The 24489-nt window shown below is 26.2% G+C and carries 20 protein-coding genes; 14 read left to right on the forward strand and 6 right to left on the reverse strand.

Annotated features, from left to right (window positions below; all coding sequences use genetic code 11):
* Positions 1 to 143 precede the first annotated feature (143 nt).
* Together LPC13_RS11795 and LPC13_RS11800 are read left to right on the forward strand one after the other, a co-directional pair.
* Positions 144 to 3317, forward strand: a complete 3174-nt coding sequence (locus tag LPC13_RS11795; RefSeq protein ID WP_040419681.1) for a DEAD/DEAH box helicase — start codon at positions 144 to 146, stop codon at positions 3315 to 3317.
* Positions 3318 to 3425: 108 nt separating this feature from the next.
* Positions 3426 to 4466 (forward strand): M42 family metallopeptidase, encoded by a 1041-nt coding sequence (locus LPC13_RS11800; RefSeq protein WP_005214075.1) that lies wholly within the window; start codon positions 3426 to 3428, stop codon positions 4464 to 4466.
* A 70-nt stretch (positions 4467 to 4536) separates the two neighbouring features.
* Here LPC13_RS11800 and LPC13_RS11805 read toward each other — a convergent pair whose 3' ends face one another.
* Both LPC13_RS11805 and LPC13_RS11810 read right to left on the reverse strand, forming a co-directional pair.
* Complete coding sequence (locus LPC13_RS11805) at positions 4537 to 5265, reverse strand: phosphatase (RefSeq protein WP_005214074.1); 729 nt, start codon at positions 5263 to 5265, stop codon at positions 4537 to 4539.
* A gap of 148 nt (positions 5266 to 5413) precedes the next feature.
* A complete protein-coding gene (locus LPC13_RS11810; protein WP_005214073.1) occupies positions 5414 to 5608 on the reverse strand; it encodes a hypothetical protein in 195 nt (64 codons plus the stop codon).
* A gap of 205 nt (positions 5609 to 5813) precedes the next feature.
* On the opposite strand from LPC13_RS11810, the gene LPC13_RS11815 reads away from it, so the two are divergent.
* The 5 genes from LPC13_RS11815 to LPC13_RS11835 all read left to right on the forward strand — a co-directional run bounded on the left by LPC13_RS11815 (position 5814) and on the right by LPC13_RS11835 (position 10356).
* Complete coding sequence (locus LPC13_RS11815) at positions 5814 to 6536, forward strand: thioester domain-containing protein (protein WP_195245566.1); 723 nt, start codon at positions 5814 to 5816, stop codon at positions 6534 to 6536.
* A gap of 136 nt (positions 6537 to 6672) precedes the next feature.
* Positions 6673 to 7533, forward strand: a complete 861-nt coding sequence (locus LPC13_RS11820; protein WP_005214071.1) for an SDR family oxidoreductase — start codon at positions 6673 to 6675, stop codon at positions 7531 to 7533.
* Between the two features lie 155 nt (positions 7534 to 7688).
* Positions 7689 to 7838 (forward strand): hypothetical protein, encoded by a 150-nt coding sequence (locus tag LPC13_RS11825; RefSeq protein WP_005214070.1) that lies wholly within the window; start codon positions 7689 to 7691, stop codon positions 7836 to 7838.
* Positions 7839 to 7874: 36 nt separating this feature from the next.
* Positions 7875 to 8030: a hypothetical protein gene (locus tag LPC13_RS11830; protein WP_005214069.1), complete on the forward strand. Its 156-nt coding sequence runs from the start codon at positions 7875 to 7877 to the stop codon at positions 8028 to 8030.
* A gap of 226 nt (positions 8031 to 8256) precedes the next feature.
* On the forward strand, positions 8257 to 10356 hold the full coding sequence (locus LPC13_RS11835) for a sodium-translocating pyrophosphatase (protein ID WP_005214068.1): 2100 nt from the start codon (positions 8257 to 8259) through the stop codon (positions 10354 to 10356).
* 119 nt (positions 10357 to 10475) lie between these two features.
* Here the strand turns inward: LPC13_RS11835 and LPC13_RS11840 are convergent, their stop codons facing one another.
* Complete coding sequence (locus tag LPC13_RS11840; RefSeq protein WP_040419685.1) at positions 10476 to 11588, reverse strand: amidase domain-containing protein; 1113 nt, start codon at positions 11586 to 11588, stop codon at positions 10476 to 10478.
* A 203-nt stretch (positions 11589 to 11791) separates the two neighbouring features.
* Between LPC13_RS11840 and LPC13_RS11845 the strand changes: the two genes are divergently transcribed.
* The 3 genes from LPC13_RS11845 to LPC13_RS11855 all read left to right on the forward strand — a co-directional run bounded on the left by LPC13_RS11845 (position 11792) and on the right by LPC13_RS11855 (position 14242).
* Positions 11792 to 12727 carry a metallophosphoesterase gene (locus LPC13_RS11845; protein WP_005214066.1) on the forward strand — a complete coding sequence of 312 codons (936 nt, stop codon included), beginning with the start codon at positions 11792 to 11794 and terminating at the stop codon, positions 12725 to 12727.
* Positions 12728 to 12855: 128 nt separating this feature from the next.
* Entirely contained in the window at positions 12856 to 13599 is a 744-nt protein-coding gene (gene ymfI, locus LPC13_RS11850) for an elongation factor P 5-aminopentanone reductase (RefSeq protein WP_005214065.1), read from the forward strand.
* A gap of 235 nt (positions 13600 to 13834) precedes the next feature.
* Complete coding sequence (locus tag LPC13_RS11855) at positions 13835 to 14242, forward strand: hypothetical protein (RefSeq protein WP_005214064.1); 408 nt, start codon at positions 13835 to 13837, stop codon at positions 14240 to 14242.
* Between the two features lie 72 nt (positions 14243 to 14314).
* On the opposite strand, the gene LPC13_RS11860 is transcribed toward LPC13_RS11855, so the two are convergent.
* Both LPC13_RS11860 and LPC13_RS11865 read right to left on the reverse strand, forming a co-directional pair.
* A complete protein-coding gene (locus LPC13_RS11860; protein ID WP_005214063.1) occupies positions 14315 to 15808 on the reverse strand; it encodes a sensor histidine kinase in 1494 nt (497 codons plus the stop codon).
* A complete protein-coding gene (locus tag LPC13_RS11865; protein ID WP_005214062.1) occupies positions 15798 to 16481 on the reverse strand; it encodes a response regulator transcription factor in 684 nt (227 codons plus the stop codon). Before LPC13_RS11865 ends, LPC13_RS11860 begins: the two co-directional genes overlap by 11 nt.
* A 187-nt stretch (positions 16482 to 16668) precedes the next feature.
* Between LPC13_RS11865 and LPC13_RS11870 the strand changes: the two genes are divergently transcribed.
* From LPC13_RS11870 to LPC13_RS11880, 3 genes are read left to right on the forward strand one after another with little or no spacing between them, the layout of a single operon-like run.
* A complete protein-coding gene (locus tag LPC13_RS11870; RefSeq protein WP_005214061.1) occupies positions 16669 to 17907 on the forward strand; it encodes a M16 family metallopeptidase in 1239 nt (412 codons plus the stop codon).
* A gap of 18 nt (positions 17908 to 17925) precedes the next feature.
* On the forward strand, positions 17926 to 18561 hold the full coding sequence (recX, locus tag LPC13_RS11875; protein ID WP_040419680.1) for a recombination regulator RecX: 636 nt from the start codon (positions 17926 to 17928) through the stop codon (positions 18559 to 18561).
* 17 nt (positions 18562 to 18578) lie between these two features.
* Complete coding sequence (locus LPC13_RS11880; protein ID WP_005214059.1) at positions 18579 to 19634, forward strand: transglutaminase-like domain-containing protein; 1056 nt, start codon at positions 18579 to 18581, stop codon at positions 19632 to 19634.
* Positions 19635 to 19643: 9 nt separating this feature from the next.
* Here LPC13_RS11880 and LPC13_RS11885 read toward each other — a convergent pair whose 3' ends face one another.
* A complete protein-coding gene (locus LPC13_RS11885; RefSeq protein WP_005214058.1) occupies positions 19644 to 20000 on the reverse strand; it encodes a tetratricopeptide repeat protein in 357 nt (118 codons plus the stop codon).
* 159 nt (positions 20001 to 20159) lie between these two features.
* Here LPC13_RS11885 and LPC13_RS11890 point away from each other — a divergent pair, with 159 nt between their 5' ends.
* Entirely contained in the window at positions 20160 to 24449 is a 4290-nt protein-coding gene (locus LPC13_RS11890; RefSeq protein WP_005214057.1) for a 2-hydroxyacyl-CoA dehydratase, read from the forward strand.
* Positions 24450 to 24489 lie beyond the last annotated feature (40 nt).

Genomic DNA, 24489 nt, shown 5'->3' on the forward strand with positions numbered 1-24489 from the left:
GTGTACCAGACCGGTACGCACGGTGGTGTGAGAGGACGGAAAATAAAATAATTATTTTCCTCCTACTCGATTATTAGGAAGGCTTATATGCTATAATAATGATTAAATAGTATTTATAATCAATGAAAAGAGGTGAGTAAATATTGAATTTGAAAGATATTTTAGATAAAGTATTAGCCTTAGGATCTAATGTTACTATTAAAGAAGGCAAAGAGATTTATAAAGAAAAGTTAGTATCAAATTTAAGTAGTAAAAATATTTCTGGAATATACCACATATATTCTAAGGTAAATAGTAAAAAAGAGTATTATAGTTGTCATATTAAAATTGATTTAAATAAAGAAAAGGTTATTGGATGTACATGCACCTGCAAACAGTATGAGGATTTTTCTAAGTATAAAAGTGACTATATATGCAAACATATAGTTGCTAGTACTTTTACTTTTTATTCAGCTGTAAAAAAGAAAATAAATAAAAATAATATTAATGTAAAAGAGAGAAAAAATGTTCCATTAAAAGAAAAAATTAAATTAAAATTAGATATAGACATAAAGGAAGCAACAGACTTACATAAAATAAGCCCTAATGAAAGAAAATATTATATTCAATTGAGGATAGGAGAGACTTCTACATATTTAATTAGTAAATTAAAGGAATTCTTTAAACATAAAAATGAAAATAAATCCCTTAGAATCAATGGTGAATTTCTATTTAATCCATATGCCATGAGTTTTAATAGTAATGATGAAGAGCTTTTATACTTTATTTATCAAAATTTAGCTATTAATAATTCTGTTAATAATTATAATAAAGTTAACTTAAGAAATTCTATTGAAATATATGAAGATAGATTCTTAGTTGTGAAAGATGATGTATTACGATCCATATTAATGCTAATTAATAGAGATAAAAAGATTAAGTTAAATTATGATTATATTAATTATGAATCTTATGTATTTAATGAAGATCTTAATCTTACATTTACTTTAAAATTAGAAAAAGATACAGTTGTATTAACTACAAAAAAGAAATTACCGGTCCCATTAAGTAAAAACTTCGATATATTCCTAAACGAAAGAAATATATATTTGCCAAGTGATACTCAATCAAAACACTATAAAAAATTATGGGAAGAACTAAAGAAAAATGGGAAGATACTATATAAAAAAGATTCTAGAGAAATATTAAACTTGCTTAAAGTATTAAAAAATATAAGTAATGATATATCTTTAGGGGAAGGTGTTAAGAGGTTTTGTATTGAGCTTTTTAATATAAAGCTTTACTTTGGCTTTGAAAACTCACAAATAACTTGTAAGGCCTCCATAGATTACTTAGGTGATACTATAAATATTTTAGATAAAAATAATGAAATCTTTTTAAGAAATTTTGAACTAGAAGATTATATTGAAAGAAGATTAGAAAGATTACGCTTTATTAAGAAAAATGATAAATTCATATTCATAGGTAACGATGATGAACTTTTTGAATTATTATCAGTAGGAATTCCTTCATTGAGTAAATTTGCTAAAGTAGTATTTTCAAATAATTTTAATGAAGTGTCGCTTATTGGAGAAGAATGTATATCATCATCACTTGAAGAAGAGGATGATAAATTTTATTTCAAATATGCTATAGAAGGCTTAGAATTTTATGAGTATAAAAATATATTAAATGCTATGAATGAAGGTAAGAACTATTATAAGACTAAAAAAGGAAAACTTTTAAATTTAAGAGACTTAGGTATTAAAAATTTCTTTAATATGATAGATAATTTAAATGCTGATTCTGAACTATTAAATGGTTTGTTAGAAGTAGACAAAAATAAAGCTTTATTCTTAGAAAATAATATAACTAATAGCAATTTGACCTTCATTAGAGGAAGTGAGATATTAAAAAAAGTTACTAATAAAATTTCTAATAGAATAAATGATCAATTAAATCAACCTGAAGGTTTAAATGGTACATTAAGAAATTATCAATTAGTTGGATTCAATTTTCTAAAATCTTTAAGTTATATGGAATTTGGTGGGATATTAGCGGATGAGATGGGTCTTGGTAAAACCATTCAAGTTATATCATTCTTATTATCTGAAACTAATAAAAAATCACTGATAATAACACCAACTTCTCTTATTTATAATTGGAAGGAAGAGTTTATTAGGTTTGCACCAAATATGAAAATTGGTATAGTTCACGGAAGTAAATCAGCTAGACAAAAGGTGCTTGCAAATAAAGATTTATATGATGTACTTATAACTACATATGGAACTATAAAAAATGATATTGATTTTTATAAAAGTAATATTTTTGATTATTGTATTATAGATGAAGCTCAAAATATTAAAAATCCAAAATCACAAAATACTAAGACAATAAAAAGTATAAATGCAAAAACTAAAATTGCACTGACAGGAACACCTATTGAAAATAACTTACTTGAACTTTGGTCAATATTTGATTTTATAATGCCAGGCTATTTATTTAATGAAAAGAAATTCAAAGAAAAATATATAAATAACGATGAAAATATTGATGAATTAAAGGAATTAATTAAACCATTTATTTTAAGAAGATTAAAAAAAGATGTTTTATTAGAAATACCAGATAAAATTGAAAAGAAATACTTTGTCCCTATGACATTAGCTCAAAAAGTAGCTTATAAAAATTATATGAAGGAAATAAAAAATAATATTAAAAATAAAAATACTGATAAGTTTACTATTTTATCTTATTTAACAAGACTTAGACAATTGTGTCAAGATCCTTATTTAATTGATAATAATTATTTAGGGGATAATGGTAAACTACCTATAGCTTGTGAAATAATAAATGACGCAATTAAAAATAATAATAAAATATTAGTATTTTCTCAATTTACTTCTGTTTTAAAAAGATTAAGAAATAAGTTAGAACTTGATAATATTAATACCATGTATTTAGATGGAGCTACTAATGCAAAAGAGAGAATTAATCTTGTAGAAAATTTTAATAATAGTGATGAAAGTTTAGTATTTTTAATTTCTTTAAAAGCAGGAGGTACTGGATTAAATTTAACATCAGCTAAAATTGTAATTCATATGGATCCTTGGTGGAATCCTGCCATTGAAGACCAAGCTACAGATAGAGCCCATAGAATTGGTCAAAAGAATATTGTAGAGGTAATTAAGCTTATTTCTAAAGATACAATAGAGGAAAAAATTATACAACTTCAAGAAGAAAAAAGGGAAATTATAAATGATGTTTTAAATGATGATGTTACCAACACTAAATTAATTTCTAAACTTACAAATGATGAAATATTAGAATTATTTGAATAACTGTTATTTATATATTTGAGTGCTAATATTTAATGTGGTATTATAAAAATGTTACAAGAAAATTTTACCACACAAACTAAAGAGGGTAATTTTGAGGAGGCTATTTAATTGAGTAAAGAGTTTAATATTAACAGAGAATTTTTATTAAGTACAGCAAATGAAATATTAAAATTCCATAGTCCTACAGGCTTTTGCTTTGAAATAATGGACAAAATTGAAGCTATGGTTTTACCATTAGGATATAAGTTTGAAAGAACTAATAAAGGTTGTGGAATAATAACAGTAGAAGGAGAGAATTGTGATTTAACAACAGGCCTTTGTGCTCATGTTGATACGTTAGGTGCCATGGTTAGGTCCATAACAGCCTCTGGTACATTAAAATTCACTATACTAGGAGGTCCAATACTTCCAACACTCGATAGTGAATATTGTATTATAAGAACAAGAAATGGTAAAGAGTATACAGGTACCTTCCTAAGTACTAGTCCTGCCGCACATGTTTTTGAAGATAGTAAATCTAAAACTCGTGATGAAAAAAACATGGAAGTTAGAATTGATGAAATTGTAAAGTCTAAAAGTGATGTAGAAAAACTTGGAATAGCTCCAGGTGATTTTATATTTATAGATCCTAAAACAACTATAACTGAAAGTGGATTTATTAAATCAAGGTTTATAGATGATAAAGGTAGTGTAGCCGCAATAATTACATTATTAGAAATGATGCATAGAGAAAATTTAAAGCCAAAGAATACTTTAAAAATTGTTATTTCAACTTATGAAGAAGTTGGGCATGGCTCATCTTATATTCCAAGTGATATTAGTGAAATGATTGCTGTTGATATGGGATGTATTGGAGATGATTTATCGTGTAGTGAATATGATGTATCAATTTGTGCTAAAGATTCTAGTGGCCCATATGACTATAATATGACTACTAAGCTTATTAACCTAGCTAAAGAAAATAATTTAAACTATGCTGTAGATATTTATCCTATGTACGGTTCTGATGTAAGTGCTGCACTTAGATCTGGAAATGATATAAGGGGAGCGCTTATAGGTCCTGGTGTACATGCAAGCCATGGTATGGAAAGAACACACGTAAATGCTCTTATAAATACTATCAAACTTTTAGCATTATACTTAATATAATAAATTAAAAAGGTAACTAGATAATAACTTTTATTCAAACTTTCTAGTTACCTTTTATATTAATAATAAATTATAAATCTTCAAGTCTTCCTTTAGATTTTAAATGAGCGATTAGTTTATCTGGCTCATTCATTATAAGTTCTTCTGGCATTTCTATCTTTTTAAATAGTTCAATTCCTTTACTAAATTCTCCTATACGATTGCTAAAATGGGCATCAGATGTAAGAATTACTTTAGTTTTATATTTTTTACAAAGTATAGCAACTTTTTCACAATTCACATCACTACCAACTCTTGATGCACCTGCAAGTGAACTATTATTAATTTCAATCATAATATTTTTATCATGAGCCTTTTTTATAATAGCATCATAATCAAGTTCATAGTTAGGATTTCCCAAGTGTCCTAATATTTCAACCTTTTCATACTTATCCATTACATTTAGTATAGCTTGTGTATTTTCCTTTAATGTTTTAGGTGTAAAAATTGGTTCATGAAATGATGCAATCATATAGTCTAAGTTTTTCATTCCATCAAAAGGTAAATCTATATTACCATCTATGTCTGTAATATTAGCTTCACATCCCCTTAAAATAATGACATCCTTTATTACTCTAGGTAATACTTTTAAATTAGCAAAATACCAATAATGAGGTGCTCCGGGCATTGTTGGTGCATGCTCAGATGTACCAAGAATTTTAATACCATTTTTAGAGCAATAATCTATGTTTTCCATTAATGTAGTATAAGCATGTCCACTTACTATTGTATGAGTATGTAAATCAGATAAATAGTTCATAATAATCTCCTTCTAAGCTATGTCTAAATTTTATAATTTCAGTTATTAGTATATACTATTATTATTTAAATGCAAATTCTCAATTTATTGATAATTAAAACTTTAAATTTAAAAACCATACTATAAAATAGTATGGCTATAAATTTTATCAAACTCCAGTTACTTTTATACTTTCTAATAAATGCTTATACCTTAAAAAGTCACTATAGAGATTGTCTATTTGTTTTTCAATAATTTCTCTTTCTCTATATTGAGATGTCTTTTTTAATTTATCACTTAAATTTTGAATTTGTTCATCGATATTCCACATTTCTTTCATCACTTCGTAAGCGTTATTTTTCATTTAATAATCACTTCCTTTCAAAATTAAAGTTGAATCTTAATTTTACATACAAATTATAGCATATTTTACTTAAAAAATAAAAAAACTGTAGGTTATAATAAATATATTCAAAAATAAAAATTATGCTATTTTATAAAAATATAAGTATATATTTCATATAGAAGATAATACTACTAACAGAATAATTTGTTAGGAGCTATAAAAAATGAAGAAGAAACTAATTAATACCTTTACTACACTATTTTTAATATTAGTGTTAATAATTATAGCTTTTGATATTAATAGTACAAATGCTAAAATAATTATTAATAATGATATTATTAAAGAAAGTGAAAAATTTACAAATTCAATACCAGAATCAATTGTTATAAACACTGGCAATACTATTATAGGAAATATTTATTATGATGATTATTATTTACAAGCTAAAAGAATCAATTGTGAAATAGGAATACCTTATTGTTTAGAAATAGAGAAGAATTATCCAAGTGGAGAAAACTTTATAAGCATTGGAAATGTACGCAATGATATTATTGGTATATTAGCTGCTGGATATCCTAATAAATCTATTAAGGAGCTTGGTGTTGATACTGAAAATGATGCTTATTTTGCAACCCAAATTGCATTATGGAGTAAAATAGAAGGATATGATATTAATAAATTTCAAAGCTCTAATATTAAAATTTTAGATGCAATAAAAAACATTTATGCAAACGCTGAAAATTATACATCACAGGATGTTCGTCATACTCTTTTAGAATATGAAACATCAGCTAATTCAGTTCAAAGAATAGTGTTATATATAGAAAATTCAGTGGAAGTAAATCCATCTCCTGATAATTCAATTAACTCACCCAAAATAGATAATTCTAATATATTAAAGGATACTAATGAAATATTAGATAATAAGGGCAAAGGCAATGGTTAATATTTTATAATAAAGCTAAAAATATATTTTTAGCTTTATTTGTTCATTATTAATTAATATGTAGAAAAATAATTGCTTTTAATATAAAATTAAATAATAAAAATATACTATGATTAAAAGCGATTAGGAGAATATTATGAAAAAAATATTAGTTACTGGATGCGATGGTTTTTTAGCATCTAGATTTATTGAATACTATAATAATAAATATGAAATAGTAAAAGTTAATAGAAAAGAATTAGATATTACAGATGAATATAAAGTATATAAGCTTTTTAAAGATAATAAATTTGATTTAGTATTTCACAGTGCAGCAATATCTGATACAGGTAAATGTCAAAATAATCCTGAATTAGCAAACGAAATAAATTTAAATGGAAGTATAAATATTGCAAAAGGTTGTGCACTTAATAATAGTACTTTAATTTTTGCTAGTAGTGATCAAGTTTATGCTGGAAATAAAGAATCTGGTCCCTATAGTGAAGATATAATTAAAGTTCCTAATAATGTATATGGATTTACTAAATTAAATGCAGAAAATGAAATAAAAAATATACTAAATAATTACTATAATTTAAGGTTAACTTGGATGTTTTCATTTCCTGAGAGAAATAAAAGAGTTAATACTAATATAATCACCAATATATTAAATGCAGCATTAAAATCTGAAAAAATTGCTTTAGCAACTAATGAATTTAGAGGTATAAGCTATGTTTATGAAGTTATAAAAAATATTGAAAAGCTATTAAATTCTCCTTTTGGAGATTACAATTTTGGTTCTGAGAATCATATGAACACTTATGAAATTGGTAAAAAAGTATTGCAGGATTTAGGTTTATACCATAGGTTAGAAGATATAATAATAGAAGATACAGAAAGATTTAAAAATAGTAAGAGAGATCTTAGAATTAGTAATAAAAAATTAAAAGAAAACAATATACATTTTTCTAATACTTTTGAAGCAATAGAAAAATGTATTAAAGAATTTAAGTTTTAGTCTGAAAAACACACTTAATTTAAATTAAGTGTGTTTTATTTAGCAAAAAAAACATATTTACCTTTTCATCGCTAACTTATGTTAATTAATGCTTAGAATAAGAATCATAAAAAACCATAAAATAATAACATCAAAACATAAGGAGGGATTTAAATATGAAAAAATTAGATGCACTTTTAAGTAGAGATGTAGCTAAAAGAATGATAATTGATGGAAAGCCTTGGGAAGAGATTATGGATACTACTCATTTAAGATTAAAAGATTTAAAGCGCATACAAAGAGATGAAATAGACCCTAAGTTTTAAGGTAAAATTTAAAATTATAAAAATAGGAGATTTAGTATGAATAATAGCAATAAAAGAGAATATACTAAAGAAAATTATTTAAAAAATGGTTCTAAAACCCAAAATCACAATCCTAAAAATAAATATAATACAACTTTAGAAGAGCCCGCTTTAAATGAAAGCGGAATAGAGGCTAAAAAAAGAGGATTTTAATATTAACTAAATAAAAAGAGTACTTATTATAAAATTTATTTTATAACAAGTACTCTTTTTATTAGCATACAAAATATAAAAATTTTAATATTAATTGCTACTTTTAATATATTAATAGTCGAAATAACAAAAAACTTCTTGTTTTATTAAAATGATAATAAGTAAAAATAAGAAATACAATGTATTGTAGAGATAAATTTTAATTTAAGGAGGACAGATAGTAAGCATGAATTTAATAGTTTTTGCTCCAGTGGGAGCAAGTTTAGCCTTAATTTTTGCTGCATATTTTGCTTACACAATTTTTAAAGTTGACGAAGGTACGGATAGGATGAAGTATATCGCATCAAGCATAAGAAAAGGAGCCAATGCATTTTTAAAACGCCAATATAAAGGTGTTGGAATTTTCTTTATATTTATGTTTATTGTACTATTTATATTAGCTCAATTTAAATTTGTTAGTATTTTTATGCCTTTTGCATTCTTAACTGGAGGAATTTTTTCAGGTTTAAGTGGATATTTAGGTATGAAAATTGCAACTAATTCTAACAGCAGGACAGCAAATGCTTGTACAAAGAGTTTAAATAGTGGTTTACGAGTAGCTTTTTCCAGTGGATTAGTTATGGGACTTGTTGTTGTAGGTTTAGCATTAGCTGATTTAAGTATTTGGTATCTTATTTTAAATTGCTATTATAGTTATCTACCTATTGACCAAAGAATCTCTATTATTACTACAACAATGTTAACTTTTAGTATGGGCGCTTCATCAATGGCTCTTTTTGCAAGAGTTGGTGGAGGGATATTTACAAAAGCTGCAGATGTAGGTGCTGATTTAGTAGGTAAAGTTGAAATTGGTATTCCAGAAGATGACCCAAGAAATCCAGCTGTTATAGCTGACAATGTTGGTGATAATGTTGGTGACGTTGCTGGAATGGGAGCTGATCTTTATGAGTCTTATGTAGGTTCAATTTTATCATCTTGTGCTTTAGCAGTATCAGCTGGTCTTTCTGTTAAAGGTGCTGCTATTCCTTTAGTAATTGCCTCTATTGGTGTAATGGCATCTATAGTTGGAAGCTTTTTTGTTAGATCAAAAGAAGATGTATCTCAAAAAGCATTATTAGGTGCATTAAGAAGAGGAACATATTTTTCTGCAATCGTTATAGCTATAGCATCTTTCTTTGTTGTAAATAATATTTTAGGAAAAGGTCATCTAGGAGTATATTTTTCAATATTATGTGGTTTAATTGCTGGTTTATTAATAGGATTCTTTACTGAATATTATACTAGTGATAATTATAAACCAACAAAAAGTATAGCAGAATCCTCTGAAACAGGCCCTGCAACTGTAATAATTACAGGATTATCTGTTGGAATGAAATCTACAGCTGCTCCAGTAATTATTATAGGATGTTCAATTTTAATTAGCTATGTTTCATCAGGTGGTTTAACTAACTTTAATATGGGGCTTTTTGGTATAGCAATATCTTCTGTCGGTATGCTATCAACTCTAGGAATAACTTTAGCAACTGATGCTTATGGTCCAGTAGCAGATAATGCTGGTGGTATTGCTGAAATGGCTGGATTACCTTCAGAGGTAAGAGATAAAACTGATGCTTTAGATTCTTTAGGTAATACAACAGCAGCAACAGGTAAAGGGTTTGCTATAGGTTCTGCAGCATTAACTGCCTTAGCTTTTATAGCTGCATATAAGAATTCAATAGAACAAATGGCTATAGAAAATAATTTATCATTTACTTTTGATTTATCAATTTTAAATCCACAAGTTTTGATAGGTGCTTTTATAGGTGCTATGGTGACTTTTGCATTTTCTTCTTGTACCATGAGTGCTGTTGGTAGAGCTGCTAGTAAGATAGTTATTGAAGTTAGAAGACAATTTAAAGAAATAAAAGGATTAATGGATGGAAAAGCTGAGCCTGATTATGAATCTTGTGTTGATATTTGTACTAAATCTTCTCAAAAGGAGCTTTTAGTAATTGCTGCAATAGCAATTATTACCCCATTAGCTGTTGGATTAATATTAGGACCTAATGGTGTTGCAGGATTGCTTGCTGGAGCAACTATTTCTGGATTTGTTCTAGCAGTTATGATGTCAAATTCAGGTGGAGCATGGGATAATGCTAAAAAGCATATTGAGGCAGGCAATTTTGGTGGAAAAGGATCCGAATGTCATAAAGGAGCTGTTGTTGGAGATACTGTAGGGGATCCGTTTAAAGACACATCTGGTCCAGCTATAAATATATTAATTAAACTTATGTCAATTGTATCAATAGTATTTGGCATGGTGATTTTAACATTCCATATTTTCTAACAGAAATTTAAATTTGTATATGTAAAGCAGAGTAATTTAATTTTTATTTAAATTACTCTGCATTTTTTTGTTATATTTTAACTATACTTCTTAATTAAAAATATTTTAAATTGTACTTATTAATAATGAACATCTATAAAATGAAATTTTATATTGCTATTACTCCATCCTAAATCATATGGTACTAACATTCTATCTGTATTATGACAAGTTACTAAAGGATATCCCTTTGAATCTAAGCCTGTAACAGTTGACACATGAGTTATTCTACCTTTTTTTTCATAAGCTACTATATCACCAGGACGTAATTGAAAAGAGTCTTTATATGTATTACAGTAAGATCCTTTTGAAATATACGAAGCTCTACCACTGTTTACCAAATAATTCTTAAATCCTTGAGCGTTGACCCATGCTTTTGTAGCACTTTTTCCACGATAATTCCAAATATCATTCTTTTTAAATCCGCCACCTTCATAAAGAATTTGAGATGCAAAATTAGCACAATCACCACCATCTGGATTAAAGTTTTTATAATCCTTATTATATTTAAATAAATGACCTTCTTCCTCACTTATACCACAATAGGTATGAGCATAATCAATTGCTTTTTGTGTTCTTTCATCAATATTATACTCTGGGCATTTATGTGCTAAAATAGTCTCTTTAATTTCATCACATTTTATATTTTCTAATTCTAAAGAATCAGCTAATGGATCTGTATACCATTCTTTACTTATTACATATTTATCACTATCTTTTTTCAAATTTATATAATGACATGTTCCAAGTTTAAAAGTATTTTCAACTGTTGGTTCATCTTCATAAGCATAAGTAAACTTAGTACATGCATAACAAATTACAGTATATACATCCTTTTCTTTTTCATTTACTTTGCTAACTTTAATAATTGAATTGATTTTAGTAAAATTAGCGCCTTGTTTATCACACCAATTAGAAAAATATTGTATTTTTTTTGCTTCATTTTCATATGCCCATAAACCTACCTTTTTATTTAAGTCATAGAATTCCTTAAGTCCTTCACTATCTTTTGCAAGTATTGCAGTATTTCTATTTAAAAATATATTCTCTATAATTGGTTGAAATTTAGATTTTAATTCTTCATTCTCATCTAAACTATTAAGATATAATATATCACTTTTCATAGTTTCTACTTCATTTTTAGGTAATTCCTCTGCAAAAGAAATAAAGATGATATTATTAATACTTAACATGGTTATAATAAAAATTTTACATAAATTATTTTTTAAAGAAATATAATGAGGATGAATATTAAAAATAGATTTTTTAATCATTATTATTACCCCTTTTTCTTATGTTTCTAATAGTTTGTGCTAAGTATCTAACTTTTATAAAAAAATATCAAATTTAAATTTAAAATCATAAAATATTAAAAATACTATTAAGTGGTGAAAAAATGTCTGAAAAGCAATTAGATACTTTATATAATGAAGGCTTTACTGTAAATTTTAACGATGATTCAAAGCTGGTTTTTATTTCTGATGTTCATAGAGGTGATGGAACATACTCTGATTCACTTTTACCAAATAGAAATATTTATATTACCGCTTTAAGATATTATTTAAAAAATGATTATACTTATATAGAGGTTGGTGATGGTGATGAACTTTGGAAAAATAAAAATTATAATGAAATAGCATATTGTTATGAGGATATTTTTAAAATTCTTAATAAATTTAAGAAAAAAGAGAACATATATTGTATTTATGGTAATCATGATTTTATAAAGAAAAATAAGAACTTTAAAAGAAATCAAGAAAAAGCATTAAGAAAAATAGGAGCTGATTATGGCCAAGCTTTTATTGAATTTATAAGTGATATTGAATTTTATGAAGGTATAAATTTTATGTACACACCTTTAGAAGAAAAATTTCTAGTAACCCATGGAAATCAAGTTGATATACCTAATAATGAGCTTTGGGTTATTAATAGATTCCTAGTAAGATATTTTTGGAAATTTTTAAATGGTATAGCAGGTTTTCGTGATCCAACTACCTCTGCTAAAAGCAAAACAAAAAGAAGCAGGGAAGACATAAAACTACAATCTTGGGCTATAGATAATGGAAAAATGATACTTTGTGGTCATACTCATAACAGTAGGTTTCCTACTGTTTATGAGCCTCCATATTTTAATGATGGTTGTTGTGTACTTCCTTATGCTATGACAGCAATTGAAATAGAAAAGGGAAAGATAAAATTAGTAAAATGGGAAATTAATGCTCAAGAAACAGGATCTCTTTGGGTTGTTAGAAAAATAATAGGTGGCCCAACACCTATATCATCTTATTTGCAATACGCAAAAGAAGAAAGAATAAAAAAAAGGAAGAATTAAAGCAATAAAAATAAAATATATAAAATTCTCTATATTTTTATATTCACTTGTTATATTATAGCTTATATATTTTTAAAATTAATGATAATATAAATTAATATACAATATAAATAAGTGAGGATAAATAAATGAGTGATTTAATTGGTAAAGTTGTTTTAATTACTGGTTCATCTAGAGGAATAGGAAGTGCAATAGCTAAAGAACTTGCTCATAAAGGTGCAAGTGTTATTATAAATTTTTCACAAGATAATTTAGGTGCTGAAAAAACATTAGAAGAAATTCAACTTAATGGTGGATATGCTAAAATAATAAAAAAAGATATTTCAAATTCTGTTAATTGTAAAGAGCTTATAGAAGAAGTTATATCTATATTTGGAAAAATAGATATATTAATTAATAATGCAGCAAAATCACAAGTAGGACTATTTATGGATTTTACAGAAGAGGATATTGAAGGTTTAATAAACACTAATCTTTTAAGTGCTATGTATTTATCTAAATATGCACTTCCATACATGATAAGTAAAAATTATGGAAATATAATAAATATCTCTTCTATATGGGGGGAAGTAGGAGCTTCTTGTGAAGTTGTATATAGTACAACAAAGGGTGGGCTTAATTTATTCACAAAATCCTTAGCAAAAGAAGTTGCTCCTTTTAATATAAGAGTTAATTCTATAGCTCCAGGGGTAATTAATACTGAAATGAATAGCTTTTTATCAGAAGAAGAAAAGCAAAATTTAATAGATGAAATTCCAATGAATAGATTTGGGGATGTTTCAGAAATAGCTAAAGCTGTAGCTTTTCTATGTAGCGATGATTCTAAGTACTTAACAGGACAAATTATTAAAATTGATGGTGCTTTTATTTAATCAAAAAGTATATTCTATATAATAAAAATTTTCTTTTATTATATAGAGACAATTTAAATTGTAAAAAGTTATGATATAATATTCATAAGTGTAACTTAGAATTTTTATTTTATGAAGTTTAGCTTGAATTAAGTTCTAAATTTCATCTAAAGTGTGCATATGTAATTTAATAAATTAAAGTTAAAAATTGTATGCATTTTAATTACTTAAAAAGATATAGTAAGATGGTGAACTCATGATAAGAATTAAAATAGATAAAAATAGACTTGGTGAACCAATATTTAAAATTGGATTTAAGGAATTAACTGATAAAGAATATAAATTTTTAAAAAGAGCTTTAATGGAAGCAAAAGAGATTTCAGGAAACTTTAAATATGAAATACCTTTAAGATATTTTATTCCTATATTAAATAATTTAGATAAAGAAAATTTAAAGTTAGATAGACATAGTAAACTATCTTATTTGGAATTTTCCGATATATATGATGAAAAATATTTTTATACTTTTCAAGCAACCCCTAAATATATGAAAAAATGGCGAGAAGAAGAGTGTCCTGATATTTTTAAAATTGAAATTAACAAAGATACTTTACAAGTTTCCAAGGAAATTATATTTAAAAAAATAAATAGACAATATATATAATAAAAATAGCCTATCTTTAGAGCATCCCTATGTAGTAAACATGGAATATTGAAAAGATAGGCTATTTTTATTTTATTCTATTACCTTTTTTAAGCTAAATGTAAAAATTACTCCATTATCGCTATTTTTTATTGAAAAAGTACTATTGTGTAGTTCTAATATTATTTTAACACTAGCTAGACCAAGTCCAAAGCTATTTTGACTTCTATCACCTGATTTATCAAGTTTATAAAATGTAGTAAATAAATTCTCAATTTCAGATTCTGGAATAGTTACCCCTTTATTTTCTATTGAAATAATAAAGTCTTCCTCTTCTTCATTAACTTTAATAAATATATCATTATTAGATGGAGTATATTTAATACAATTTGAAATTAAGTTTTTAATAACTTGCTCCATTTGAAGTATATCGGCTCTAACATAAGCATAATCAGGCAAATTACTAAAAATAACGTTAAGCTCTTTATTCTTAAGTTCTAAGGAGAATTTTTTAACAATCCCTTGTAGCATTCTTATAATATTAAACTCTTCTAAATTTAATATTATGTCTCCCGATTCAAGCTTTGATAAATGTAACATGTTAGTTAATAAAGAGTTCATCTTTGCAGCTTCATCAATAATGGTCTCAAGATATATTTTAGCATTTTCACCTGAAACAATGCCATCCTTTAGTCCTTCTGCATATCCACTAATAATACCAATAGGCGTTTTTAAATCATGGCTAACAGTTGCTACAAAATCTTTTCTCATTTTTTCAAGATTTCTTTCTTTTTCTATGTCATTTTCCAATTGCTCATTTTTCTCTCGTAAATCTTGAAGTGATTTTTCAAGATTAGATGATAAGAAGTTAAGTGTACTTGCAAGATTACCGATCTCATCATCAGATGAAACATCACATTTAACATTAAAATCTAATAATGACATCTTTTTAGCTATATTGTTAAGCTTAATAAGAGGATTACTAATAAGTTTTGAATAAATCTTAGATAAAAATATAGCAACTATTATAAAACCTATTAAAAGATAAAGATAAAAACTTTGAATAACGGTATATGCCTCCTTTATAGGTTGTATAGATGATACTGAAATAATTATAGAATCATGTTCACTTTGAAGTGACATTGGTGCAATAATTCCTATTTTTTTTATATCGCTATCTTTATTAGTAAAAAGTGTACTTTTTATTTTACCTGTAGATATAACCTCATTGAGCAATTCTTTATCTGATAATAACTCTGAACAAAAATTTGTGAGAAATTGCAAATCTTCAAAATTACCATCGTAATCAGTTAAATATCTTAGATTTCCGTCTAATGAAAAAATAGCAATACGAGAGTTGTTAGTTTCCTCATAAGATTTTAAAGCATCAACTAATACGCCTTTATTATGAATTTGATAAGAATACATAGTTTGAAGGCGCTTAACATTTATAAGTAGTGCTTTAGTTTTTTTAGTTAAATAGAAATCTTGAAAAAATAGTGTTTGAAATAAAAATGTAAGTAAAAATACAACTGAAATTAACCCAAATGTTATTACAGAGATTCTTTTTGATATACTATTTTTCATTTTGTACCTCAAACTTATAACCACTTCCTCTAACTGTAACTATATAATTGGATTTAACTCCTAACTTTTCTCTAAGCCTTTTAATATTTGTGTCAACAGTTCTTAAATCTCCATAATAATCTAACCCCCAAACATTATCTAGTATTATATCTCTAGTTAATGCAACTCCACTATGTTCTGATAAATAAACTAGTAACTCGAATTCCTTTGGTGATAAAGTTAAATGTTCATCATTAACTTTAACTTCATGAGCAAGCTTGTTTATAATCAATCCATTATAATTTTGTTCTACATTATTATCATTATAATCATTAGTCCTTTTTAATAATGCTTTTATTTTAGCAATTAATATTTTAGGTGAAAATGGTTTAGTTATATAATCATCAGCACCAACTTCATAACCAAAAAGTTTATCCTCTTCTTGGCCTTTTGCAGTTAATAAAATAACTGGAAGATCTGATACTTCTCTAATAGTTTCTAATACTGTTATTCCATCAACCTTTGGCATCATGATGTCTAAAAGAATTAAATCTACCTTATTATTTTTAAAAGTGAATAATCCTTCATCCCCATCACATGCCTCTAAAACTGAAAACCCTTCAGCTTTTAAATAATCCCTTAAAAGAAATCTAATTTTTAATTCATCCTCAATAATTAAAATAGTCTTATTCATAAATGCTCCTTTAATAACGTATTTTATATAATAATTATAGACTAAAAGTTTTTAAATATAAACTATAGAAGTATTATTATGTTGTAATTAAGCAGTAAATTATAGTATTATACTAGAAGGAAAAATAGAATTTTAACAGTATTTAAATAGAAATTTAAATGAACAAATGGGGGGAATTACTAAATAGATGGTTAAATTGAATTTTGATGTAAAAAAACATATTTTGCCTAATGGCCTAGAAGTATTAACAATAAAAAAGGATACTCAAATATCTTCAATAAATGTCGGAATAAAAGTAGGTGCACTAAATGAAAGCTTAAATGAGAAAGGAATTTCACATTTTATAGAACATATGCTTTTTAAAGGTACAATAAATAGAAACTTTGAAGCTTTAAATGATGATTTAGAATCATTAGGTGGAGAATACAATGCCTATACAGACTATTCACAAACTGTATATTCAATAAGTTGCTTAGAAGAGGAGTTAGTAAATGCTATAGACTTACTTTCAGACATGATAATTCATTCAGATTTTCCATTAGAGGAAATTGAAAAAGAAAGGGGAGTTATACTAGCAGAACTTAGAGCAAGTAAAGATAGTGTTGAAGATTACAGCTTTAGACGAACAAATGAAGTTGCATTTACAGAAAGTGCCCTAAGATATGATGTTGCTGGATTTGATAAAAATGTTAAAAGCTTTAATAGAAAAGAATTAGTAGAGTACTATAATAAATACTACTTACCTAATAACTCACTAATAACTATGGTAAGTTCTTTATCACATGAAGAAGCAATTAAAAAAATTATCAAAGCTTTTGGTGAATGGAAACCTGGAAAAAGGATACAATGTAAGGTAAAAGATGAAAAAAATAAATGTACTAAAGAAATATCAAAAAAAGAAAATATAGAGTTAAGTACCATAATATATTTATTTACCTTTTATGACCTAGAAAAAAAATACGAGCTTCCACTAAGAATATTAAATCATAGATTAGGTGAAAGTTCTAACTCTTTATTATTTAGGGAAGTACGTGAAAATAAAGGCTTAGCTTATGATATATATTCACATTTAGATATGACTCAAAATGTAAAAACACTATATATTTATACTGCTGTAGATGAAGAAGATATTGATAAAGCGTCCGATGCAATAGAAGAAATATTAAGCAATATAAAAAGTGGGCATATTGAAATTGGTGTAAAAGATTTAGAAATAATGAAAAAAGTCCATAAAACAGCTGTAATATCAACCCTAGAAGATTCAGTTGAATTATGCAATTATATCTTAAACCAGGCACTTGAAGGTGAAGATATATTTGAGTTTTTAACTGATATGGATAATTTAAATAAAATTACTAAAGATGAAATTTATAAAACAGCACATAAAGTTTTAAATAACCCTACAGTGCATATATTAAAATCCTAAATGTAGGTGGAAGTAGTTATGAATATAATAACAAAAATAGAAGTTGGAAAAAGAAATAAAGAACGTGTAAATATATTTATAAATGATGAATTCGCATTTTCAGTAAGTGCAGAAATTGTATATAAGGAAAATTTAAAGGTTAAACAAGAAATAGATATAGATTCCTTAAAAAAAATAGTAAATGAAGATAATTATATAAAGTGTAAAAATTCTGCGCTTAAAATTATTGAACGAACACATAAGAGTGAAAAAGAAATTAGAGATAAACTAGTATTAAAGGATTATGAAAATCATATAATTGATAAGACAATTAATTTCTTAAAAGAATATAATTTTTTAAATGATAGTAATTATGCAAAAATGTACGTAAGAGATAAAAGTAAAACTCAAGGACAAATGAAAATAAAATATACATTAAAACAAAAAGGCATAGATGAAAGTCTTATAGAAAAAGAATTATCAATGATAGATAATAACGAGCTTAAAGATGTAGCAATAGATTTAGCTTTAAGAAAATATAAAACACTATGCAAAAGAGAAAATGATAAGTATAAACTTAAGCAAAAACTTTATAGATTTTTAATGGGGAAGGGATACGAATATAGCTTAATTTCCGAAGTTATAAAGATTGTAGTTAATGATGAATTAATATAATAAAAGGAGCAATCTTAATGAGTGAAATTCTCTCTTATGGTATATGTACTATTATATTGTTTCTTGTATTAGGTGATAGTATAAAAAAATCACTTAATACAAGAACAATAAAATTTGTACTAGAAAAAATGCTTTATTATTTTTCTATATTTGTTGCATTTATAACATTATATTTTAAAATAGATGTAATTTTATTAATGATAACAGATTTTATTAATAATTATTTTACAAGTAATATTATTGTAACTGATATCTTAAAAATATTATTGCTTATGTGCTTGTTTTTTATTATACAGCTTTCAATTTATTTCATATGTAAAGGTATATTTTTTTTATTAGGATCTAAGAAAAAAATTAATAAAGATATAGTATTGATTTTCTTTTCATCTATAATTGGGTGTTTTAACGGAATTATTATACTTGGAATTATATTTCTAAGCGTTATAACTTATAATAATACTGTTGGATATAACTCCCAAATTAATATTTTTAACAATTTAAACACATATAATAAAGTTTCAAAACTAGTTGAAAATAAAAGAGTTTACTTTAGTGAGGAACTTGTTGAAAAAATTTTACCTGCTAATAACATAATAATTTATTATAATGGTGTTAGAATAGAAGACGGTATTATGTCTTCAGAAGAAATAGATAGTAAAGCTTTAGAATTAACAAAAGGTTGCAATTCTGATAGAGAAAAAGCCCGAATATTATATTCATGGATTGGTAGTAATTTAGAATATGATTATGATAAAGCTAAAATGGCATTAAACAATGAAGAGTTAGAAGATAGTGGAGCAATTTCAGCTTGGACTACGCGGAAAGGTATTTGCTTTGATTATTCTTGTCTTTATGTGGCTATGGCTAAAGCTACTGGACTTAAGGTAAGACTAGTCACAGGTGACGGATTCGATGGAGTACAATATGGTCCTCATGCATGGAATGAAGTCTATTTAGATGATGAAGAAAAGTGGATTCCACTTGATACAACTTTTTATTTAGCCGGTGATTATTTTGATAATTATGACTTTTATAATGATCATATTAAAGAAAGCATTGCGGGAGAATGGTAAAAGCGCTAATTATAGCGCTTTTTTATTTTTACTTATTAAAAGATTTATAGCCTTTTCACAATCCTTATCTGTGCTGTCTAGAGCCCAAGCTCTATTAAAGTATAATAATGCCTTTGTTTTTTCTTCGAGCATTGCATAGCAATATGCCAAATTAAAATAATATTTACTTTCTTTTTGTATTGATAATGCCTTTTTTAACATTTCTATAGCTTTGCTATATTCTTTAAGCTTAATATGACAAACTCCTGCATTATAATAAGAACATCCTTCATTTTCATTAGATTCTATAGATTCTATATAATAATCTATCGCTTTCTTATAATCCTTATTATTATAACATCTATTTCCTTCGCTAAAGTAACTCATAAACACCTCCTAAGTAATTCTTACTAATATTCTAATTATTGTCTATATTCAATATTATTATTCATAAAATTGTAATATGTTTAGAATTAAATATAGACATATATATAAGAAAAATATAGTAAATATAAAATGATAATATATTTTTGTGAGTGTGATAATATGAGTTATTTAAAATTAGGAATTGATGTAGGTTCAACAACAATAAAAATTATAGCACTAGATAATTTAGGAAGAATCACTTATAGTGACTATAAAAGACATTATTCAGATATTAAAACAACTTTAAAAGAAGTTCTTATTGATTTATTTAATGTTATTAATGATTCTAACGTAAAAGTTACAATTACAGGCTCTGGTGGAATTGCTGTTTCAGAATGGCTTAATTGTACTTTCGAGCAAGAAGTTATAGCCTGTACAAAAGCAGTTCAAGAATACTTACCACAAACAGATGTTGTTATAGAACTTGGTGGTGAAGATGCTAAAATAACCTATTTGAAAAATGGAATAGACCAACGAATGAATGGTACATGTGCTGGTGGAACAGGTGCATTTATTGATCAAATGGCTATTCTTTTAAATACAGATGCGGAAGGCTTAAATAATTTATCAAAAGACTCTACAATAATTTATCCTATAGCATCTAGATGTGGTGTTTTTGCTAAAACTGATGTACAACCTTTAATTAATGAAGGAGCTAAATCAGAGGATATTGCAGCATCTATATTTCAAGCCGTTGTAAATCAAACTATAAGTGGACTTGCTTGTGGTAAACCTATTAGAGGAAATGTAACATTTTTAGGAGGACCTCTTCATTTTTTAGATGGTCTAAGAGAGCGATTTATCAAAACTCTGAATTTAAGCGATAAAAATTATAATGTACCTGATAATGGTGAGTTATATGTAGCATTAGGTGCAGCTCTTTTAAGTGAAGATAGAGATACGTTAACTATAAAAGAATTAATAAATAGATTGAATAATACAACTATAGAAATAAATAAAGATAATTCTTTAGAGCCTCTATTCTTAAATGAACAGGAGTATATGGATTTTAAAAAAAGACATGCCTTAAATGATGTAAAAAGGGAAGACTTAAGTACTTATAAGGGAAATGTTTTTATTGGAATAGATGCAGGCTCAACAACCACTAAGATGGTAGTAATAGGAGATCAGGGGCAATTATTATTTTCTAAGTATAATAGCAATGAAGGTAGCCCCTTAATAAAAACTATTACCATGTTAGAAGAATTTTATGAAAAAATTAATGATGATATAAACATAGCAAACTCAACTGTAACAGGATATGGTGAAGCTTTAATTAAAACAGCATTAAAAGTAGATAATGGTGAAATTGAAACTATATGTCACTTCAAAGGAGCTAAATATTTTAAAGATAATGTTGATTTCATATTAGATATTGGTGGTCAAGACATGAAGGCCTTAAAAATAAAAAATGGAGTTATAGATAGCATATTGTTAAATGAAGCTTGTTCTTCTGGATGTGGATCATTTATTGAAAGTTTTAGCAAATCTTTAAATTTATCTATAGAAGAATTTTCAAAGCTAAGCATTAAATCTAAATCTCCAGTTGATTTAGGCTCAAGATGTACTGTATTTATGAACTCTAAAGTTAAACAAGTTCAAAAAGAGGGTGCTGATATTTCAGATATTTCTGCAGGGTTATGTTATTCTGCAATAAAAAATGCTCTATATAAAGTAATAAAAATACGAAATTTTAATGAGCTTGGGAAAAATATTCTAGTTCAAGGTGGTACTTTTTATAATGATGGCGTATTGAGAAGCTTTGAAAAAATAACTGGTATTAATGTTATAAGACCTAATATAGCTGGATTGATGGGTGCATTTGGAGCAGCATTAATAAGTAAAGAAAAATATGAATTAGGAATGAAAACATCATTAGTTAATAAAGATAACTTAAAAAGCTTTTCTATGGATACCAGTTGTAGAAGATGTGGCGGTTGTGGAAATAATTGTCTATTAACAATTATTAAATTTAATAACAATGAAAAATTTATTACAGGTAACAGATGTGAAAAACCATTAGGTCATATAAATAAAAATTCAGAGATCCCTAATTTATATAAATACAAATTAGAGAGAATATTTAATTATGAACCCTTATCAAAAGAAGAAGCTATAAGAGGTGAAATAGGAATTCCTAGAGCACTAAATATTTATGAAAATTATCCATTTTGGTTTACTTTACTTACAAGCTTAAAATTTAGAGTAATTTTATCTGAAAACTCTAGTAAAAAGATATTTAATCTAGGAATAGAAACAATACCTTCTGAGTCTGTATGTTATCCAGCAAAGCTCACTCATGGACATATACTTTCACTTATAAATAAAAACATAAAAACTATATTTTATCCATGTGTTCCATACGAATATATAGAAGATAAAAATGCAAATAATCATTATAATTGTCCAATAGTTACATCTTATCCTGAGGTTATTAAGCATAACATAGACCAATTAAACCTTAAAGGTGTAAAGTATATATCACCATTTTTATCACTTCATAATAAAGAAAAACTATATAAAAGAATAGTAGATATATTTAAGGACTATAATGTTACATTAAAAGAAGCTATTACTGCTGTAAATTTAGCTTTTGAAGAGCGCGAAAATGTAAAAAATGATATAAGAAATAAAGGAGAAGAAGCTCTAAAATATATAAATGATAAAAAAATAAAAGGTATAGTTTTATGTGGACGTCCTTATCATATTGATACTGAAATAAACCATGGACTACCAGATATCATAACTTCGTATAACATGGCAGTTTTAACTGAAGATAGCATATCTCATTTAGGCAAAGTTAATAGGCCATTAAGAGTCGTTGATCAATGGATGTATCATACACGATTATATAAAGCTGCTTCTTTTGTTAAAGATAGAACCGATTTAGAATTAGTTCAATTAACATCATTTGGTTGTGGATTAGATGCTGTTACTTCTGATCAGGTTTCTGAAATACTTGCTTCTAGAAACAAAATGTATACATTAATAAAAATAGATGAAGGTACTAACTTAGGTGCTGTAAGAATTAGGTTAAGATCACTAAAAGCAGCCATGGAAGAGAGAGAAAAATTTAATATAGAACTAAAAAATGTTGATACAAATTATAAAAAAAATATATTTACTAAGAAAATGAAGAAAGATTGGACAATACTTGCACCTCAAATGTCACCAATACATTTTCAATTTATAGAAAGAGCTGCACGATCTAGTGGATATAACTTAGATGTACTGCCAGGTGATGATAAGCAAGCTGTTGAAGAGGGATTAAAATATGTTAATAATGATGCATGCTATCCTTCGATTCTTGTTATCGGACAAATTATAAATGCATTGAAATCTGGAAAATATGACGTAAATAAAACAGCAGTTATTATTACACAAACAGGCGGAGGATGTAGAGCAACTAATTATGTTGGATTTTTAAAGAAAGCTTTAAAAGAAGCTGGATTTAAAGATGTACCAATTATTTCTTTAAATACTATAGGATTAGAAAAACAACCTGGATTCACTATAACATATGAGCTTATAAAAAAATTAATTATGGGCATTATATATGGTGATTTATTTATGCGAGTGTTATATAGAGTTAGACCATATGAAAAAGTAAAAGGTTCTGCAAATGCATTATATAATCAATTTAGAGAAAAGGCATTCATTAATATAGAAAATGGCAATAAAAATGAAATGAATGAAAATATAAAAGAAATAGTTAGCTCTTTTGATAAACTAGAGATAAATGATATTGTTAAGCCTAAGGTTGGAATAGTTGGAGAAATCTTAGTAAAATACCATCCAACTGCTAATAATAATATAATTGATGTTTTAGAAAAAGAAGGTGCCGAAGTAGTAGTACCTGACTTATTAGATTTCTTTTTATATTGTTGCTTTAATAATGTTTTTAAATACAAGTATTTATCAGGAAGTAAATTAGTTAAAGATGGTTGTAATATTGCAATATCTTATATTGAATCATCTAGAAAGGTTTTAATGGAAGAACTTGAAAAGAGTGAAAGATTTGGATCACCTGTTAAAATAAATGCCCTAGCCGAAAAAGCCAATAAAGTTGTCTCTTTAGGAAACCAAACTGGTGAAGGATGGCTTTTAACTGGTGAAATGATAGAACTTATAGAAAATGGCGTTAATAATATTGTTTGTGTACAACCTTTTGCATGTCTTCCAAACCATGTTACTGGTAAGGGTATGATTAAAGCTTTAAAAACAAAATATCCTCTTGCCAATATTATTGCAGTAGATTATGATCCTGGTGCTTCTGAAGTAAATCAAATAAATAGAATTAGGCTTATGATGTCAGTAGCATTTAAAAATTTAAATTTAACAGAATGTAATATAAATTATAATCCTAAAGAAATTAATATAAATATGAAAACTGTTCCTACGAATATTTAATTATATTTATTTGCCCCAAGTTCGTATTTTTAATTAACTT

This window comes from Clostridium celatum (genome assembly GCF_021412605.1).
GTDB classification, from domain to species: domain Bacteria; phylum Bacillota; class Clostridia; order Clostridiales; family Clostridiaceae; genus Clostridium; species Clostridium celatum.

Coding starts and splice junctions, on each gene's coding strand:
- LPC13_RS11845 (WP_005214066.1), top strand. CDS start 11,792: ATGTCTGAAAAGCAATTAGATACTTTATATAATGAAGGCTTTACTGTA.
- LPC13_RS11840 (WP_040419685.1), bottom strand. CDS start 11,588: ATGTTAAGTATTAATAATATCATCTTTATTTCTTTTGCAGAGGAATTA.
- LPC13_RS11880 (WP_005214059.1), top strand. CDS start 18,579: ATGAGTGAAATTCTCTCTTATGGTATATGTACTATTATATTGTTTCTT.
- LPC13_RS11855 (WP_005214064.1), top strand. CDS start 13,835: ATGATAAGAATTAAAATAGATAAAAATAGACTTGGTGAACCAATATTT.
- recX (WP_040419680.1), top strand. CDS start 17,926: ATGAATATAATAACAAAAATAGAAGTTGGAAAAAGAAATAAAGAACGT.
- LPC13_RS11835 (WP_005214068.1), top strand. CDS start 8,257: ATGAATTTAATAGTTTTTGCTCCAGTGGGAGCAAGTTTAGCCTTAATT.
- LPC13_RS11885 (WP_005214058.1), bottom strand. CDS start 20,000: ATGAGTTACTTTAGCGAAGGAAATAGATGTTATAATAATAAGGATTAT.
- LPC13_RS11820 (WP_005214071.1), top strand. CDS start 6,673: ATGAAAAAAATATTAGTTACTGGATGCGATGGTTTTTTAGCATCTAGA.
- LPC13_RS11825 (WP_005214070.1), top strand. CDS start 7,689: ATGAAAAAATTAGATGCACTTTTAAGTAGAGATGTAGCTAAAAGAATG.
- LPC13_RS11805 (WP_005214074.1), bottom strand. CDS start 5,265: ATGAACTATTTATCTGATTTACATACTCATACAATAGTAAGTGGACAT.
- LPC13_RS11870 (WP_005214061.1), top strand. CDS start 16,669: ATGGTTAAATTGAATTTTGATGTAAAAAAACATATTTTGCCTAATGGC.
- ymfI (WP_005214065.1), top strand. CDS start 12,856: ATGAGTGATTTAATTGGTAAAGTTGTTTTAATTACTGGTTCATCTAGA.
- LPC13_RS11860 (WP_005214063.1), bottom strand. CDS start 15,808: ATGAAAAATAGTATATCAAAAAGAATCTCTGTAATAACATTTGGGTTA.
- LPC13_RS11865 (WP_005214062.1), bottom strand. CDS start 16,481: ATGAATAAGACTATTTTAATTATTGAGGATGAATTAAAAATTAGATTT.
- LPC13_RS11810 (WP_005214073.1), bottom strand. CDS start 5,608: ATGAAAAATAACGCTTACGAAGTGATGAAAGAAATGTGGAATATCGAT.
- LPC13_RS11830 (WP_005214069.1), top strand. CDS start 7,875: ATGAATAATAGCAATAAAAGAGAATATACTAAAGAAAATTATTTAAAA.
- LPC13_RS11890 (WP_005214057.1), top strand. CDS start 20,160: ATGAGTTATTTAAAATTAGGAATTGATGTAGGTTCAACAACAATAAAA.
- LPC13_RS11815 (WP_195245566.1), top strand. CDS start 5,814: ATGAAGAAGAAACTAATTAATACCTTTACTACACTATTTTTAATATTA.